Origin of the sequence: Flavobacterium sp. MFBS3-15, assembly GCF_026107645.2 — a bacterium.
Lineage (GTDB): Bacteria > Bacteroidota > Bacteroidia > Flavobacteriales > Flavobacteriaceae > Flavobacterium.
Map to the genome: position 1 here is coordinate 94866 of NZ_JAPCHV010000004.1, position 14917 is coordinate 109782.

The 14917-nt window shown below is 44.4% G+C and carries 12 protein-coding genes; 5 read left to right on the top strand and 7 right to left on the bottom strand.

Translation table 11 applies throughout. The features are described from left to right. Positions 1–131: 131 nt before the first annotated feature. The 4 genes from OGH69_RS05405 to OGH69_RS05420 form a co-directional block, all read right to left on the bottom strand. Positions 132–677, bottom strand: coding sequence for a plasmid pRiA4b ORF-3 family protein (locus tag OGH69_RS05405; protein ID WP_265173431.1), 546 nt, complete (start codon positions 675–677; stop codon positions 132–134). Between the two features lie 147 nt (positions 678–824). Continuing rightward, positions 825–1196, bottom strand: a complete 372-nt coding sequence (locus tag OGH69_RS05410) for a VOC family protein (protein WP_265173432.1) — start codon at positions 1194–1196, stop codon at positions 825–827. A 37-nt stretch (positions 1197–1233) separates the two neighbouring features. Next, positions 1234–1842 (bottom strand): HPP family protein, encoded by a 609-nt coding sequence (locus tag OGH69_RS05415; RefSeq protein ID WP_265173433.1) that lies wholly within the window; start codon positions 1840–1842, stop codon positions 1234–1236. A gap of 1 nt (position 1843) precedes the next feature. Then, positions 1844–3115: a chloride channel protein gene (locus OGH69_RS05420; RefSeq protein WP_265173434.1), complete on the bottom strand. Its 1272-nt coding sequence runs from the start codon at positions 3113–3115 to the stop codon at positions 1844–1846. A 221-nt stretch (positions 3116–3336) separates the two neighbouring features. Here OGH69_RS05420 and OGH69_RS05425 point away from each other — a divergent pair, with 221 nt between their 5' ends. Next, positions 3337–5493, top strand: a complete 2157-nt coding sequence (locus tag OGH69_RS05425) for a TonB-dependent receptor (protein WP_265173435.1) — start codon at positions 3337–3339, stop codon at positions 5491–5493. A gap of 88 nt (positions 5494–5581) precedes the next feature. On the opposite strand, the gene OGH69_RS05430 is transcribed toward OGH69_RS05425, so the two are convergent. From OGH69_RS05430 to OGH69_RS05440, 3 genes are read right to left on the bottom strand one after another with little or no spacing between them, the layout of a single operon-like run. Then, entirely contained in the window at positions 5582–5980 is a 399-nt protein-coding gene (locus tag OGH69_RS05430) for a hypothetical protein (RefSeq protein WP_265173436.1), read from the bottom strand. A 16-nt stretch (positions 5981–5996) separates the two neighbouring features. Beyond that, entirely contained in the window at positions 5997–6530 is a 534-nt protein-coding gene (locus OGH69_RS05435) for a hypothetical protein (RefSeq protein WP_265173437.1), read from the bottom strand. Between the two features lie 47 nt (positions 6531–6577). Further along, entirely contained in the window at positions 6578–10249 is a 3672-nt protein-coding gene (locus OGH69_RS05440; protein WP_265173438.1) for a CARDB domain-containing protein, read from the bottom strand. A 159-nt stretch (positions 10250–10408) separates the two neighbouring features. Here OGH69_RS05440 and OGH69_RS05445 point away from each other — a divergent pair, with 159 nt between their 5' ends. Genes OGH69_RS05445 through OGH69_RS05460 form a run of 4 tightly spaced genes read left to right on the top strand, consistent with a single transcriptional unit; the run spans position 10409 to position 14914 of the window. Beyond that, the gene (locus OGH69_RS05445) at positions 10409–10609 is read left to right on the top strand and encodes a hypothetical protein (protein WP_265173439.1); all 201 of its coding nucleotides are present in this window, start codon (positions 10409–10411) and stop codon (positions 10607–10609) included. Next, positions 10590–11975 (top strand): class I SAM-dependent methyltransferase, encoded by a 1386-nt coding sequence (locus OGH69_RS05450; RefSeq protein WP_265173440.1) that lies wholly within the window; start codon positions 10590–10592, stop codon positions 11973–11975. Before OGH69_RS05445 ends, OGH69_RS05450 begins: the two co-directional genes overlap by 20 nt. A 1-nt stretch (position 11976) precedes the next feature. Then, positions 11977–13452 (top strand): hypothetical protein, encoded by a 1476-nt coding sequence (locus tag OGH69_RS05455; RefSeq protein WP_265173441.1) that lies wholly within the window; start codon positions 11977–11979, stop codon positions 13450–13452. 7 nt (positions 13453–13459) lie between these two features. After that, positions 13460–14914 carry a sulfatase-like hydrolase/transferase gene (locus tag OGH69_RS05460; protein WP_265173442.1) on the top strand — a complete coding sequence of 485 codons (1455 nt, stop codon included), beginning with the start codon at positions 13460–13462 and terminating at the stop codon, positions 14912–14914. The last annotated feature ends 3 nt before the right edge of the window (positions 14915–14917 follow it).

Here is a 14917-nt window from a genome sequence, read left to right on the forward strand (position 1 = left end):
GAAAAGTCTCAAAGTTGCAAAGTAGCAAAGTACCTGCAACTATTTAGTTATTATTAAATTGTTTGAATTATATCTTTTGAAGCTGGCCCTTAAAACTTTGCAACTTTGTTACTTGTAACTTTGCAACTTTTTTAATTCCAATTATGGTCATCAAACTCCCCGCCTCCCACGTTGAAATCATCGTCGAACATGTCGAGGTCTTCCTCATCATAATCATCATCAAATTCACCATACAGGTCATCTTCAGCCCCGTCGGCACCAAAAGCGATATCGGGAGCATTGGCAGGCATTTCGCCGTGGGCAAAAAGCAGTTCAGGATAGGCAACCCCGGTTTCGGCTTCTTCAACTGCCGCAAGCTCTACAAAAAAGGTCCACATATTCAGGAAGTCATATACGTAGATGATCTTTTTATTCTCTTCATTCAGCGTGCTGCCCAGTATATAGTCGGCCATGGTCTTTTGTTCGCCCGGGGTGTCTCCGGTATCAAACAAAGGTATTTCCTCATCCTGTGTCCATTCGTCATCACACGTGTAGAATGAGGCGATCTCAAGCCCGTCAAAGCCAAAAGCATTTACAATAGCGTTGTGCAGGTCTTCGAGCGTATCTTCGTCAAGGATAGCAATATCCCTGAAAATGTCCTCTTCCGTGTCCAGTATTACCCTAAATTTATAAACCATAACTTTCTGTTTTTAGAAGAACCAAAGGTAAGATTAAAAACTCCAAATTTCAAATCGCAAATTTCAAATAAGCTCCAAACAACAAATTCCAAATGACAAACTTCTGTACGTCAAAAAGTTTGTCATTTGGAATTTTTTGTTTGGAATTTACCCCTGCGTAATCCACCATTGATTGCCAAACGGGTCTTCGAACCCTGCCGAGTAGCCATATTCCTTTTGCTCCGGTTTTTGGAGGGATGTGCCTCCCTGTTCAATTGCGGCATTGTATACCCTGTCCAGGTCTTCAACGAAAAGGAACATTCCTGCCGTTTTCTGCTTCCAGTCAGGGGTACTGCCCGCAAACATGATTACGGCATCGTGTATCTTTATTTCACCATGCATTATGCCACGGCCTTCACCGCCGGGAACAATCATCTGCTCGTCAGCATTGAACACTTTTTTGGCATATTCAAGAAATTCGACAGCCTTGTCCAGTATGAGGTAAGGCATTACAGGAAGATAAGCAGATGGTATTTTCATGATCTTTTTTTGTAAAAATACAAAATGATGATGCAACCTAGCTAATTCGCGGCTTCTTTTTGAACCTCTTTCCGAACCGTTTCAGCTTATTAACCGTATAATCGGAAGGGTATTGCCTGTTTTTTGTAAGGTTATTAAATATAAGTGCCGCTGCCAGAAGTATGGAAGCTCCTGTAAGCACGGGCGTAAGCACATACCAATACCCCATGGCTTTTATTTGAGGAGAGGCAGTAACAGCTATCAGTGCCGTAGCGCCGCCCGGCGGATGCAATGTTTTTGTAATCTGCATTGCGATTATAGACAGCGATACAGCCAAAGGCGCTGCCAGCCAGGTTACATCGGGCAGCAGCTTTTGCACCGTTACTCCTATAAATGCAGAAATGACATGGCCGCCAATAAGGTTTCGGGGTTGTGCCAGCGGGCTTTGAATGACACCATATACCAGCACGCACGATGCGCCAAAAGAACCGATGAGGAATATGAAATCCTGCTCCGGCATTGCCCTGTACTCTATGAAGGCAATAGTGCCAAGGCCCATAAAAGAACCTAAAAAAGCCCAAAAATGTTCCCTGAAGTCTACAAGTGTTTCTTTGTATACCACATAGCGTGCCTTGCGGTAAGTGCGTTTTATTTTTTCTGTAGGCATATCATTGCTTATTGGCCGAAAGGCTGTAAACGGTATGGGGATAAATGGCCTGTGCTGTATATTTTGAGATAAGGCACACAATGAGCACAGGGAGGAACAGTGTGTAGTCGCCTACTAACCCGCAAATGAGGAATAGTGCCGTAAATGGCGCGTGGATGCTGGCGCTTAGCATTGCGGCCATGCCCATTACCATAAAGTTGATGGGGATAATGCCTGCATCAAACCAGGTATTGAGCGCAGCACCGGTAAAAAGTCCCAAAAAAGCCCCAATGAACAAACTGGGAGCGAATACCCCTCCGTCGCCGCCTGCCGAAAGTGTGACCGATGTGATTACCGGCTTTAAAAGCAATATGCCCAAAAAGATGAGGGTGCCGGAAAGTGTCAGTGCGGCGGTATTGGCTGTGCGGATGCTTTCGCGTATGGCATGGTAGCCGTCCCCGTACAGTTGGGGAAGTATAAAGATCAGGGCACTGATGATGGCTGCACCTACCAATATGCGGTGGTAGTGGCTGGCAATTTTTTGCGAGTGCTTTTTAAAGAACATCACGCACTTGGTCATATACACCGCGTTAAGCCCGCACAGAACGCCCAACATCACGAGCCACGGCGCTGCGTGCAGATGCCATTGCGTGATGTTGATGGTAAATAGCGGTTTTTCGCCAATGAGCAGGACGAAGGCATAGGCTATGGCCGCGGCAAGGACATTGGCAATGACAAACACTTTACTGAGTTTTTTTGCAATCACCTCGTAGGCAAACAGCAGCCCGGCAAAAGGCGTGCAAAACAATGCGGTAATGCCTGCGGTTATGCCCGCGCAGATCAATTCGGACTTATATTTTTTAAGGAATTTTTCTTTTTCCTGTGCCAATGAACCAATGGCTGCCGATGAAACTACTGTAGATACTTCAATGCCCGTGCTACCGCCAAAGCTTACGGTGATCAGCCCGTTGATAAAGTGCGACGGTATCTTGTACGATGGAAGCCCTTTGCCTGTTGCTGTGCTTTCAAAAACCTCCTTGATGCCTTTGTTCTCTTTCTTTTTAAAAAGGTACTGCCTCAGGATGTAAATAAGCGACAGTCCGAAAAGCGGGAACAACAGGATGTATATAATGTTGTTTTGCGACTGGGCAAACAGCACTTCTTCATAATGGTCGGTCATCTTCTTGAGCGATACCGCCAGGAAGGCAGCAAGAAAGCCAATAATAAGCGATGCTATGATAAGTTTTTGGTATTTTACAAAAGGATAAATTTTACGGATAGAATAGTCAGGCATTGTAATTAATAAGGATGATAATCACAAAGGTACTTTACAGGACTATTTTATGCACGTAAAACAGTGCTAAATATGGTGTTAAATAATTTATGTTTCAAATCGGGATGATTTCTACTGTGGAATATTTCGCAACTCATCACCAAAATCCTGCAATTCGGTAACCTTTTTTATGAATGATGCTTTTTCTGCTGCAACTTTGACCCATCAAAACAAAGCAACCGATGAAACCAATCATTACAATCCTATTTCTTTTAGCCGGTCTGGCGCTTCAGGCACAAACCAAAATTTCGGGAACTGTAACCAACGAAAAGGGACAGCCTGTAGCCGCTGCCAACATTTTCATCGACGGTACGTACGACGGGGCCACCACAGCCGAGGATGGTACCTTTTCCTTCGAAACTACAGAAACAGGCGCACAGGTATTGGTCATAACCTTCCTTACCATGGAAGACCTAAGGGTGAATATTGTTGTGGAGGAGTACCAGCCTAAGACATTCACGATGAAGGATAATGTAAATACCCTTGATGCCGTAATCATCTCCGCAGGTACTTTCAGCGCGGGCGATAACAGCAAGATCAATGCGCTCAAGCCATTGGATATAGTAACCACAGCTGGTGCCGCGGGCGATATCGTGGGGGCGCTCAACACCCTGCCCGGTACACAAACGGTAGGGGAGAGCGGCAGGCTGTTTGTCAGGGGCGGCGAAAGTGATGAAACACAGACTTTTGTAGACGGCATTCGTGTGGCACAACCCTATGGTGCTACTGCAAACAACATCCCGACCCGAGGGCGCTTTTCACCCTTCCTGTTCAGTGGGATGACGTTTTCTACCGGCGGCTATTCGGCAGAGTTTGGCGAAGCACTTTCCAGTGTGCTGCTGCTCAATACGATAGAAGAGCCCGCCCAGGAACAAACCGACATTGCACTCATGACAGTGGGCCTCGGCCTTGGCAATACCCAAAAATGGGATAAGAGTTCGCTTAGCTTCAACGCGGCCTATACCGACCTTGCACCCTACCAATGGGCTGTACCGCAGAATGTAGACTGGAACAAACCCTACCGTTCACTTGCCGGCGAAACTGTGTACCGCTATAAATTCGAAAGCGGGATGCTAAAAGTGTATGCCGCCTTCGACCATGCGACTTTTGACCTTAACCAGAAGGATATTAACAGGCCTGGAGATCCAACTCGTGTAGACATGGCCAACGACAATTTCTACACCAACGCATCCTATAAAGGGATGTTTGGCACACAATGGACCATCCATACCGGAGTTGCCTACGGATATAGCCATAACGGAATCAATTTAGGGCCGGACGAGGTCACCAACGGCGAACATAGCTCGCACATGAAGCTGAAGCTGGGCAAGAAGTTCAGCAACAGGATAAGGCTTACTTTCGGCGGGGATTATTTCATTACCGATTTCAATGAGGATTATAGCCAGCCCGACGGGTTTACTTTCAACAGCGGTTACAATAACTCAATAGCTGCAGGTTATGCTGAGGCAGACTTTACCTTTACCAGAAACTTTGCCCTCAAGGCTGGCGTGAGGACTTCGCATTCCTCGCTGTTACGTGAAGGTACTTTTGAGCCACGGGCCGCACTCGCCTACAAAGTGAGCAACAGAAGCCAGTTCTCCCTTGCCTATGGTGACTTTTACCAGACCCCAAAGGCCGATTATGTAAAGTATTTCAGAGATTTTGAATATGAGAAAACCGCACATTACATCTTCAATTATATGTACAATGCCGATGGGCGCAACTTCCGTGCAGAGTTGTACCACAAGGAGTACGACAACTTGGTGAAGTACGATACGCCTGTGGTGCAGTATAATTCGCAGTTCAATAACAACGGTAGTGGCTATGCACGCGGCCTGGATCTTTTCTGGAGGGACAGCAAGTCCATAAAGTTCCTGGATTACTGGGTGTCTTATTCCTATATAGACAGCAAAAGGGACTATAGGAATTACGAAACCAGCGTAACGCCGGGCTACATCGCTAACCACAATTTTTCTGTAGTGACCAAATATTTCATTACCGACCTGAGGTCCCAGTTGGGAATAACCCACACATTCAACTCCGGCAGGCCGTACGATAATCCCAATGAAACAGCCTTTATGAACAGTAAAACAAAAAGCTACAACAACCTGAGCCTGAGCTGGGCATATCTCGTAAGCGACCAAAAGATACTATATCTTTCAGTGTCCAACGTACTGGGGACGGATAATGTATTCGGCTATACCTATGCCAACAACCCGGGTGCCGACGGTATGTATGCAAGGCAGGCGGTAAGGCAGGCAGCAGACCGCTTCATCTTTGTGGGCTTCTTCTGGACCATCAGCGATGATAAGAAAACGAACCAGTTGGATAAGCTTTAAGTTGAGTTTAGTTAACAGGAAACCTGTAAGGCTATGGCTTTGCAGGTTTTTGTTTTTTGAACAGAGGTTATGAGTTATTTTAGAGATTTCAATATGGCGAATTTTTTATGGAAATCAATTTGTAGATCGTCAGTTTTTTAACTTCATCATCTTTATAGCCACTAAAATTAAATATTAATGATTCTGTTATTTCCAAATTATAATCCGATACGGTAATATACACTTCATCATTTAAAATCGATTCGTGAGGCGGGTATTGCTCCGCTTTGCAAATTACAAATAGGAGTATATCCTCTCCGTAACTTATTTTATGGAAGTCTTTTATCGTAGCCTTATAAATACTGGCGGTTTTAAAGCAGCCACAATCAATGGGTGATTTTTGAAAATCGGATAAAGAAACCTTCATTGTTATTTCTTTAGGCTTCGGAAGTCCCTGGCCATAAGCCGCGGTAAGGAATAACGTGAATATCAGGATTGCTAATTTCATAAGAATCAATAGAAAATTACGCTTTACGATTTTTATTTTGGATATCCGTAGGTTTCGGCCATGGAGGAAGTCTTATCTCGTCGAGATTGCCACAATCTATATTGTTGTGATAGGGTTTAAAATGCATTTGTCCTTTTAAAGTGTAAAGTTTATCGGCTGCCGCACCAAGCTCATCCGATGGCACCTTTCCATACCAATATACCGAATTTTCAACCCTACCTCTCTTGCTGTATAGTTTTATTCCGACACCGTCCATAAGATTTTCATCATTGTAAACGCTGCCATATTCAGCAAAATTTATGCGCGAAGCAATGGCGACCAAAGTGTCTCGTAAAGGTTTTTCAACCAGGGTATAAAAATTCCGGAATTCCCCTGTACTAATGTCCCTGTCCTGTAGATAAACCGTGTCGCTGTTATTGATTTTAAGGGAAAAATTCTGGCGCATGGCATCTACTGAAAATACAAATGCATTGAAAGGGATATCGCCTGATTCTTTTTTAGAGCAGGCGGTAAGAGTAATCAATAAAATCAGCGATACTGCTTTTTTCATAATGTTTATAGGTACGAGGGTATCTCAATCTGATTTAAAATCTGAAATTACTTCGTCACATACACCCAGCCCACAATAGGCTCCGGGAAATCAGGATCGTTAAGTTCCAGTACAAAATAGTAGGTACCTACGGGAACGGTAGTGCCTTCGGGTCCCACCTTTTCTACTGTGGCGATGGCATCCCAATCCTCTTTATTGTGGTCTCCTGTCCACACAAGGTTGCCCCAGCGGTTGTATATGGTCATCCTGAAGTTGAGGAACACATTGCGCAGGCCTTCCACAAAAAAGGTGTCATTATAGGTGTCATTGTTCGGGGTTACATAGTTGTAGGTAATGGGAGCACACTTTTTGGTCTTCAGCAGGAACGATGCTGTGGTATGGCATGTGCCATTGAACAGGCGTACATAAATGCGCTGCGGATTCTCTGTGGTTACAAACTGCGAAGTATTGTATATGCGGTCAATGTCCTGGTCGGCATTTTGCTGGGTAAGGTAAAAAGTTACTATCTCGTCAGGGTAATTCTTTAGTGATTCTGCATAAGCCGAAAAATCGAACGTTGCCAGCCCGAAGCCTTTATCACACATTTCAATGTCGGCAGGCTGTTGCAGCACAGGAGAAAGCACAAGATTAGCCGGCTGCGTAAAGCTGTTGTTTGTTTCGTCAGCCTCAACGATGATACCGCTACCGTCGCCCGTATCATCGGCTACAAATGTCAGTTCGAAGTCCAGGGGTACGCCAATAGGGATGGTCAGCAGTATAAAGCCGCTCTCGCTTTCGCCAATGGCGATATCTTCCAGTGTTTCCGTGTAGTCGAGGAATTCACCATTTACGTAGATGCTCACTGGCGTACCCGCAGGCAGTATGTCGGCACTACCGGTGTTGTGTACGGTATAGTGTACATGCAGTATGCGCGAGTTGCACTGCTTGTAGATGTCATCGATGGTTACGGTTGCATCAGGAAAGTAGCAATCTACCGCGGTAAGCGTGAAGGATGCCGTATCAAAACAGCCGTTTACATCTTCAAGCCGCACATAGATTTCCTGAACCAGTCCGCTGGATGTGTATGCTTCCGGGGTGTCAATGTCATTATCCCCGGTATTTGCATCTTCCTGAGAGGTATGGAAGGTAACCACATCGGCGGGATCGTCTTTCAGCGAAGTCAGGTAAGACGAAAAATCAAACAGCCCGATGCCGGAGTTGTTAAAAGTCTCACATGCTGTAATATCGGCAGGCTGTGCCATTACCGGCGAGATCCATATTTCCGAATTGCGTGTAAATGAGTTGTTGGTTTCGATGGTCTCCACTACCAATCCGGAACCCGTACCGTTGTCATCCACTACAAAAGTGAGGTTGAACAGCAAAGGTATCGAGACAGGGATGTCAATAGTAATGGTTGCAGGCAGGGTACCGTTAATCGGGATGTCTGCCAGGGTTGTTGTTACGGTGATCAGTGTGGCATTGGCATAAATGGCCACCTGCGTCCCTGCCGGGAGGATGTCAAAGCTATCCGGGTTGCTAACCGTATAATTGATTGTGAAGGTACGTGAATCGCAGTTTTGGGCTACATTGTTTATTTGCACCACACCGTCGGGGAAGTAGCAGTCGATGATGAGCAGGCGGAAGGACGCGGTGTCGAAGCAGCCGTTGGCATCGGTAAGGCGCACGAATATTTCGGTGTTGTGTGCGGCCTGGTACGCTTCGGGGTTATCAATTTCCGATACGTTATTGATTGCGTCGTCCTGGGTAGTGTGGAAGGTAATGACATCGGTAGGGTTATTTTTCAGCGTTTGGAGATAAGCTGAAAAATCGAACTCACCTATGCCCGAGCCATTGAAGGTCTCGCAACCGGTAATGTCGGCGGGCTGTTGCAGTACCGGCGATATCCACAGCGTCACAGCCTGTAAGGCCGTGTTGTTACCCTCGTTAATTTCGTCTACCTGGTTATTGTGGTCTACCCGCAACAGTAAATTAAAGCTTAGTGGTATGCCGGCAGGAATGGTCACGGTAATGCTTCCCGGCTCGCTTCCTCCTACAGGGATGTCTGCTAAAGTCGTCGTAACGCCCAGAAAGGTGTTATTAGCATAAACAGCGACTGTAGTCCCGGCTGGAAGTAGGTCGACACTGTTGGTATTGGTTACTGTAAACTGTATTGTAATGATGCGGGAGTCGCAGGCTTGTGCAATATCATCGATGACGATGCGTGCATCAGGAAACTGGCAGTCGTCAACAAAAACAAGGAATGAGCCATAACCTACGCATCCATTAGCTGTTTCGACACGTACCCATATTTCCGTAGGCGATGCACTCATTGGATAGGACGTGAGGTTCGTAATGTTGCCGGTATTGTTTTGGGCCGCCTGAAGGGTAGGGAAGAACCTCACAATGTCGGTATCATCTTCCTTTAATGATTGCTCATATTCCGAAAAGTCGACTACGCCCGTACCGGGTGCAGAGGGGTCTTCGCAAATGGTAATATCGGCAGGGTTGGGCGTTGGGTTGAGCCAAAGCGAGTCGTTAATTATAAAAGTGTTGTTGGCCTCGTTTGTTTCTGTTACCGCAGAAATATGGTCTACAATGAGCAATAGTTCGAAGTCGGCAGGAGCACTATTGGGCACTGTTATGTTGATGCTACCGCTTTCGCTGCCGCCTATAGGTAGTTCTGTCGTGGTAACTACTGTTGCCACCAGATCGCCGTTGATGTAAAACCCGACTGTTGTTCCCGCAGGCAATGGGTCGGTACTGTTTACGTTGCTTACCGTATAATCTACATTGATGGTGCGTGAATTACAGCTTTTGGCAATGTCATCCACAACCACGGTAGCATCGGGCAACTGGCTGTTGAGCTTGGTCACGATAGCATTGATCATCACGAAGTCCTGTCCCGATTGTAAGGCTATCTCCGCTGATTCATCGCCTATGGCTATATTGTTCTGGATGTCGTATACATCCAGGTCCATATTGTACATATTGCTCAGGTTGGCCTCGGTATTGGTTCCGTTAAAAGCATTGTTAGCGGGGTTTATCGCATTGCTAAGTACATTGCCGTTAATAGTGAGGCTTTCGGTAACAGCCAGGCCGGCATCGCCTTCCCATGCCACGAAACCAATTTTTGCACCAACATTATCAATTACATTGAGGCTTGGCAGTGTAATGTTGATGGCAGTAGGTACGTACTCCAAACCATCATACAGGTTAAGCTGGTTGAGGGGTAAGGAGGCATTTTCATAAAAAACAATGATGGCCCATCCGCCAAAATTGGTCTTGATGCCGCAATACAGCGGATCGGAAATCCATGCGGTCAGGTCGAGTTCCGATACGGTGTATGCGCCGTTGCCCGTTGCCTGCACTTGTGCCGTAACATCGGCAAAGGCGCTGAAGTAGGCACGGGTCTGGCCATCGGTATTGAGTGCGGAAAGCGGAAAATTGCGCTGTTGCGTCACCGGCTGGCCATTGAGCAGTATGTCAAAATCGCCTGTTCCCGATCCCGCCCAGTACAAGTAGGCGGCAATTATATTGTTGCCCGGAGCCAGGTTGAGGTTGGCCGACGATGAGGTATTGATGGTGCAGGTAGGCGTGATGTTGTTCTCGGACGGGTTGAGCGTGTTGCCCACAAACGTAAAGTCGTACCGTCCATTGAACTGCTGGTACAGGCTGATGTCCTGTCCGAAAGAACCATAAGCTATCAACGCAAAAAGTAAGGTGAGTAATTTTTCTTTCACTGCAATTTTCTTTTTTTGCTTAAAATTAACAATTATTTACTAACCCCCAATTTTTTAACTTATAGAACAGGCATTTAGCAATGGGCGTTGATAATTGAACAATGAAATGGGATGTGCCAAATAATTTTTCTATTTTTACCCGTTATATACAAAACAGCTATGAGTATACTACCTTTATATTTTGATCCGGGAACAGGCGCCCTTGTGGCACAGGCCGTGGCGGCCGTTGGTGCCGGCGTATTGCTTTTTTACAAAAGGATTAAGTACGGCATACAGTCGTTCTTTGGTAAAAAGAAAGACGACAGCCTGATGGGTGACATTGACATTGAAGAAAGTAAGGATGGCGGAGACAGCAAATAGGCATGCCTCCTCCTTCAGGGATCCGTCGGGTTTCATGTTTATGAAGGACGGTATCCTCCTGAGGCAGGTAAACCCCATTTATTTTGGGCAATACCGATCGCTAACCGATAGCGGTTTTTACAAAAAGCTTTTTGATGCCGGGCTGCTGGTACGGCATGAGGAGGTTTCTTCGCATGGTGACGCTATAATAATGAAGCCGGAAGCCATACCTTTTTTTTCCTATCCGTACGAATGGAGCTTCAGCCAGTACAAGCACGCCGCGCTCCATACGCTTAAGTTGCAAAAATACTGCCTGCAAAACGGATATACCCTGAAGGATGCCACAGCATTCAATGTTACGTTTCATAAAGGTAAGCCGATGTTTGTGGACAGCCTTTCATTTGATATATATAAGGATGGCGAACCCTGGCGTGCATACAAGCAGTTCCTGATGCATTTTTTGGCGCCGCTTGTTTTGGCGAAATACTACGGTAACGACATGCTCAAGCTGCTGGCGCAGTACATTGACGGTATAACGCTTCAAAAGGCGGCAAAGCTGCTTCCGTTTACCGCAAGGTTTAACCCTATATTGTACACTAATATTTTCCTTACAGCGAAATACGATGCGAAATACAGCGATGATAAAATATCCGGTAACGGTAAGGAAATCAGAATATCGAAGCAGTCTCAGGAAAAAATAATCGACTCGCTGTACAGCTACATCAACGGGCTGGAACTAAAGGAAAATACCGAGTGGAGGGATTATTACTCCATAACCAACTACGATGCTGAGGCCTTTGAACATAAAAAGAAGCTGGTGCGTAAATGGTACCAGTCCATCAACGCCAAAAAGGCGGTAGACCTGGGTGGCAACGACGGTACCTTTTCGCGTGAGCTGAAAGATATTGCCGATGAGCTGCTGGTAGCAGACATTGACCCGAATGCCGTAAACCACAATTACCTGCAGGTGTTGAAGAATAAGGAGACTAACATAGTGCCATTAGTGAGTGACTTATTAAATCCCGTCCCGGGTATTGGCTTCAATAACGCTGAACGTGCCTCTTTACAGGAACGTATCAGGAAAAATAAATATGATGTGTCTTTGGCACTTGCGCTTATACATCATATATCGCTTACCGGCAATGTGCCGTTTGCGATGTCGGCTGAAATGTTTGCTTCCCTTACGCCATACCTCATCATCGAGTTCCCGGACAGGGGTGACTCTTGGGTAGATTTCCTGCTGAAGAGCAAGCGCGAATTCCTGAACCATTTTGATTATTACAATAAAGAGAATTTTGAAAAGGATTATGCCGCTTATTTCGATGTCATCGAAAAGCAGCAGATACCGAATACCGAAAGGACAATGTACCTTTTAAAAAGGAAATAGCATGCTGGAAAAACTGCGTAACAGGCTTTTGGCTTTCATTGAGTCAGACAAGGACACCCCTTTGCTGGCCGGGTTTGCTGTTGGATTTTACATGCTGTTGTTTTATTATTCTAAGAACTTCGCCCTGGCCAATTCATGGCAGCAGCTATTGTTTTTTGTTGGGTATTATATTATTATTCCTTGTATTTCATTGTTGCTGGGCTATAAATTTCTGAACTTGCTGAAACTTTCAAGGTCTGTTAGGCCATTCTTGTTTGTAAGCTCCATTGCCTTTTTTGCCTTTTTTATCCTTCAGTTAAATACACTTAATCAAAACAACCTGTATTTCTTTGCAGGTGTGCTTGCTGTAGCTTTATTATTGTCATTTAGATTCAGCAAGTACTATAAAGCATTGATACCGATATTATTTTTAATATCGCTTTTTAACGTAAGGCCTATAGCGGGTGCTGCATACAAGTTTGCAACTGCATCGGATGAATGGAAAAATTTGCCTGATGACATTGAAAAGGTTGTATTCAGATCAAAACCTAATATTTACTATATTCAGCCTGATGGATATACCAGTTTCACTACCCTGAAAAACAGCATTCACCGATTTGATAACAGCGATTATGAAGATTTCCTGAAACGGCAAGGCTTTACGCTTTATGATAATTTCCGGTCAAATTACAACTCAACCTTGTTGTCCAATTCAGCCACCTTTGCAATGAAACACCATTACATTGCCAGTGACATTGAATTTTATGGCGCCCGCAATGTGATTGTGAACGATAATCCAGTACTTAGAATACTAAGGAATAATGGATACCGAAGTTCATTCATAACGGAAAAATCTTATCTGCTTGTTAACAGGCCTGGTTTGGGTTATGATTACTGTAATATACGTGAAGTGGAGTTGCCATATATAAAAGACGGGCTGGATACAAAAAAGGATATTTTTGCAGATCTTAAAGTGCAAATGAAAGATAACAGCACTTCAGGCAATTTTTATTTCCTGGAAAAATTCACCCCAGGACATATTCCTAATTTCATTAGTGACTCCAAAGGAGCAATCAATGAAACACGCGATTACCTGGATCAATTACGGCAGGCCAATTCGTGGCTTAAAAAGGTGATTGAGCATATTACTTCTAATGATCCGGGTGCTATTATAATTGTAGGTGCCGACCATGGCGGATTTGCAGGAATGAATTGTACTGATGAAAGCCTGATAAAAATAACGGACAGGAATCAGATTTATTCAATATTTGGGGTGCAGACTGCTATAAGATGGAGTAATACTAAGGCTAAGGTGTATGATAAGGAAATGAAAACATCAATTAACCTTTTCAGGACTGTTTTTTCTTTTTTAAGCGGTGAAGAAAAATATCTTGAACATATGGAAAATGATGGCAGTTATATAAAACTTAAAGATCCTGCCGGGGTTTATAAATATATTAATGATGATGGCAGTATTATATTTGAAAAAATAAAATGACAGCTCAATGAAAGACAAGCTAAATTTTTTTTTCGACAGTCCTAAGGATGTGCCATTGCTGGCTGGGTTCATTTTCGGCTTTTATCCATTCCTCTTCTTCTATAGTAATAATTATACAACAATCAATACATGGGAGCATGCCGGATTTTTCTTCCTTATGCTTGTAGGCCCCGCTATTGCAGTTACGGTTTTGGGATATATTGGTTTTGGACTTTCAGGGAAGCTTAAACCTTTCCGCAGGCACTTGCTGTTTGTCCTTGCTGTGATGGTCATGGCAACGCTGCTTTCATATGGAATGTTTTTTACTTTTAAGAAAAAAGTATTGTTGGCCCTGTTGATATTGTTGTGCCTTTTATCGCTTAAGCTATATAACCATTATAAGAGGCTACTGGCACTAATTATGGTTATGTCGCTCATACCGTTGTTTAAAGTAGCAGTACACATATATGAAGATATCAGGCCTCTGTATTGGGTTGAACAGCCGGATGACATAGTCAGTGTGAAGTTCAGGCACAAGCCTAATGTCTACATGATACAGCCCGATGGTTATGCAGGCAGGAAAGTAATGGAAAAACCGCCTTTTTCCTATCAAAATGGTTTTTACGAGTGGCTTGAAAGTAACGGATTTAAGGTGTACGATGATTTTAGGAGCAATTACCCGGCAAGCCTCGCATCCAACGCGTCGATGTTTGCCATGAAGCACCATTATTTTGACGCAATGCTTTTCCCTTCCGAAGAGATGCCAAACGCCCGTGAGGTCATCCTGCAAAATAATGTACTTAATATATTTAAAAATAATGGATACCAGACTTTTTTACTGGCACAGGATGAATATTTCCAGCAGAATAAAACCCATGGAATTTATGATCATTATAATATAAATAAAGACGACATACCCTATTTAATTCCACGTCCCCAGCTCACGAGGGATGTCCTTGCCGATCTCGCTAATGTTCCGTCCGGAGGCCAGCCAAAGTTTGTATTTGTGGAGCGTGTGCTGCCGCATCATGTACATTTATATGGTGATGAGGGGAAAAAAGCAAAAAGAGATGCTTATGTTGAAAAATTGCAGGAAGCTAACCTATGGCTAAAAAAAGCTATAGCTCAAATTGAAGATAAAGATCCCAATGCCCTGATAATAATCCTTGCCGACCATGGAGGGTGGGTAGGTATTGATACCTACGATGAGCTATACAGTACAAAAGATGAGAGCCTTGTTCGATCTACCTTCACTAACCTTGCTGCAATACGCTGGGTGGGATTAGACAACGCCAAATATGACGAAAATTTAAAAAGCAACGTAAATGTCTTCAGGGTACTGTTCTCTTGCCTTGCAGAAAATACTTCGTACATTAACCATCTTGAAAAAAATGAGAGTTACAATATAAGGTTGGGAAGCATTTTCAATGACGTATATAAGCTGATTGATGAAAATGGTAAAGTAGTGCGGGATAAACATTAAGCT

What these genes read in the sequence shown, in the direction of transcription:
- OGH69_RS05460 (WP_265173442.1), top strand. Translation starts at nt 13,460, where the DNA reads ATGAAAGACAAGCTAAATTTTTTTTTCGACAGTCCTAAGGATGTGCCA.
- OGH69_RS05410 (WP_265173432.1), bottom strand. Translation starts at nt 1,196, where the DNA reads ATGAAAATACCATCTGCTTATCTTCCTGTAATGCCTTACCTCATACTG.
- OGH69_RS05455 (WP_265173441.1), top strand. Translation starts at nt 11,977, where the DNA reads ATGCTGGAAAAACTGCGTAACAGGCTTTTGGCTTTCATTGAGTCAGAC.
- OGH69_RS05425 (WP_265173435.1), top strand. Translation starts at nt 3,337, where the DNA reads ATGAAACCAATCATTACAATCCTATTTCTTTTAGCCGGTCTGGCGCTT.
- OGH69_RS05405 (WP_265173431.1), bottom strand. Translation starts at nt 677, where the DNA reads ATGGTTTATAAATTTAGGGTAATACTGGACACGGAAGAGGACATTTTC.
- OGH69_RS05430 (WP_265173436.1), bottom strand. Translation starts at nt 5,980, where the DNA reads ATGAAATTAGCAATCCTGATATTCACGTTATTCCTTACCGCGGCTTAT.
- OGH69_RS05450 (WP_265173440.1), top strand. Translation starts at nt 10,590, where the DNA reads ATGGCGGAGACAGCAAATAGGCATGCCTCCTCCTTCAGGGATCCGTCG.
- OGH69_RS05435 (WP_265173437.1), bottom strand. Translation starts at nt 6,530, where the DNA reads ATGAAAAAAGCAGTATCGCTGATTTTATTGATTACTCTTACCGCCTGC.
- OGH69_RS05420 (WP_265173434.1), bottom strand. Translation starts at nt 3,115, where the DNA reads ATGCCTGACTATTCTATCCGTAAAATTTATCCTTTTGTAAAATACCAA.
- OGH69_RS05415 (WP_265173433.1), bottom strand. Translation starts at nt 1,842, where the DNA reads ATGCCTACAGAAAAAATAAAACGCACTTACCGCAAGGCACGCTATGTG.
- OGH69_RS05445 (WP_265173439.1), top strand. Translation starts at nt 10,409, where the DNA reads ATGAGTATACTACCTTTATATTTTGATCCGGGAACAGGCGCCCTTGTG.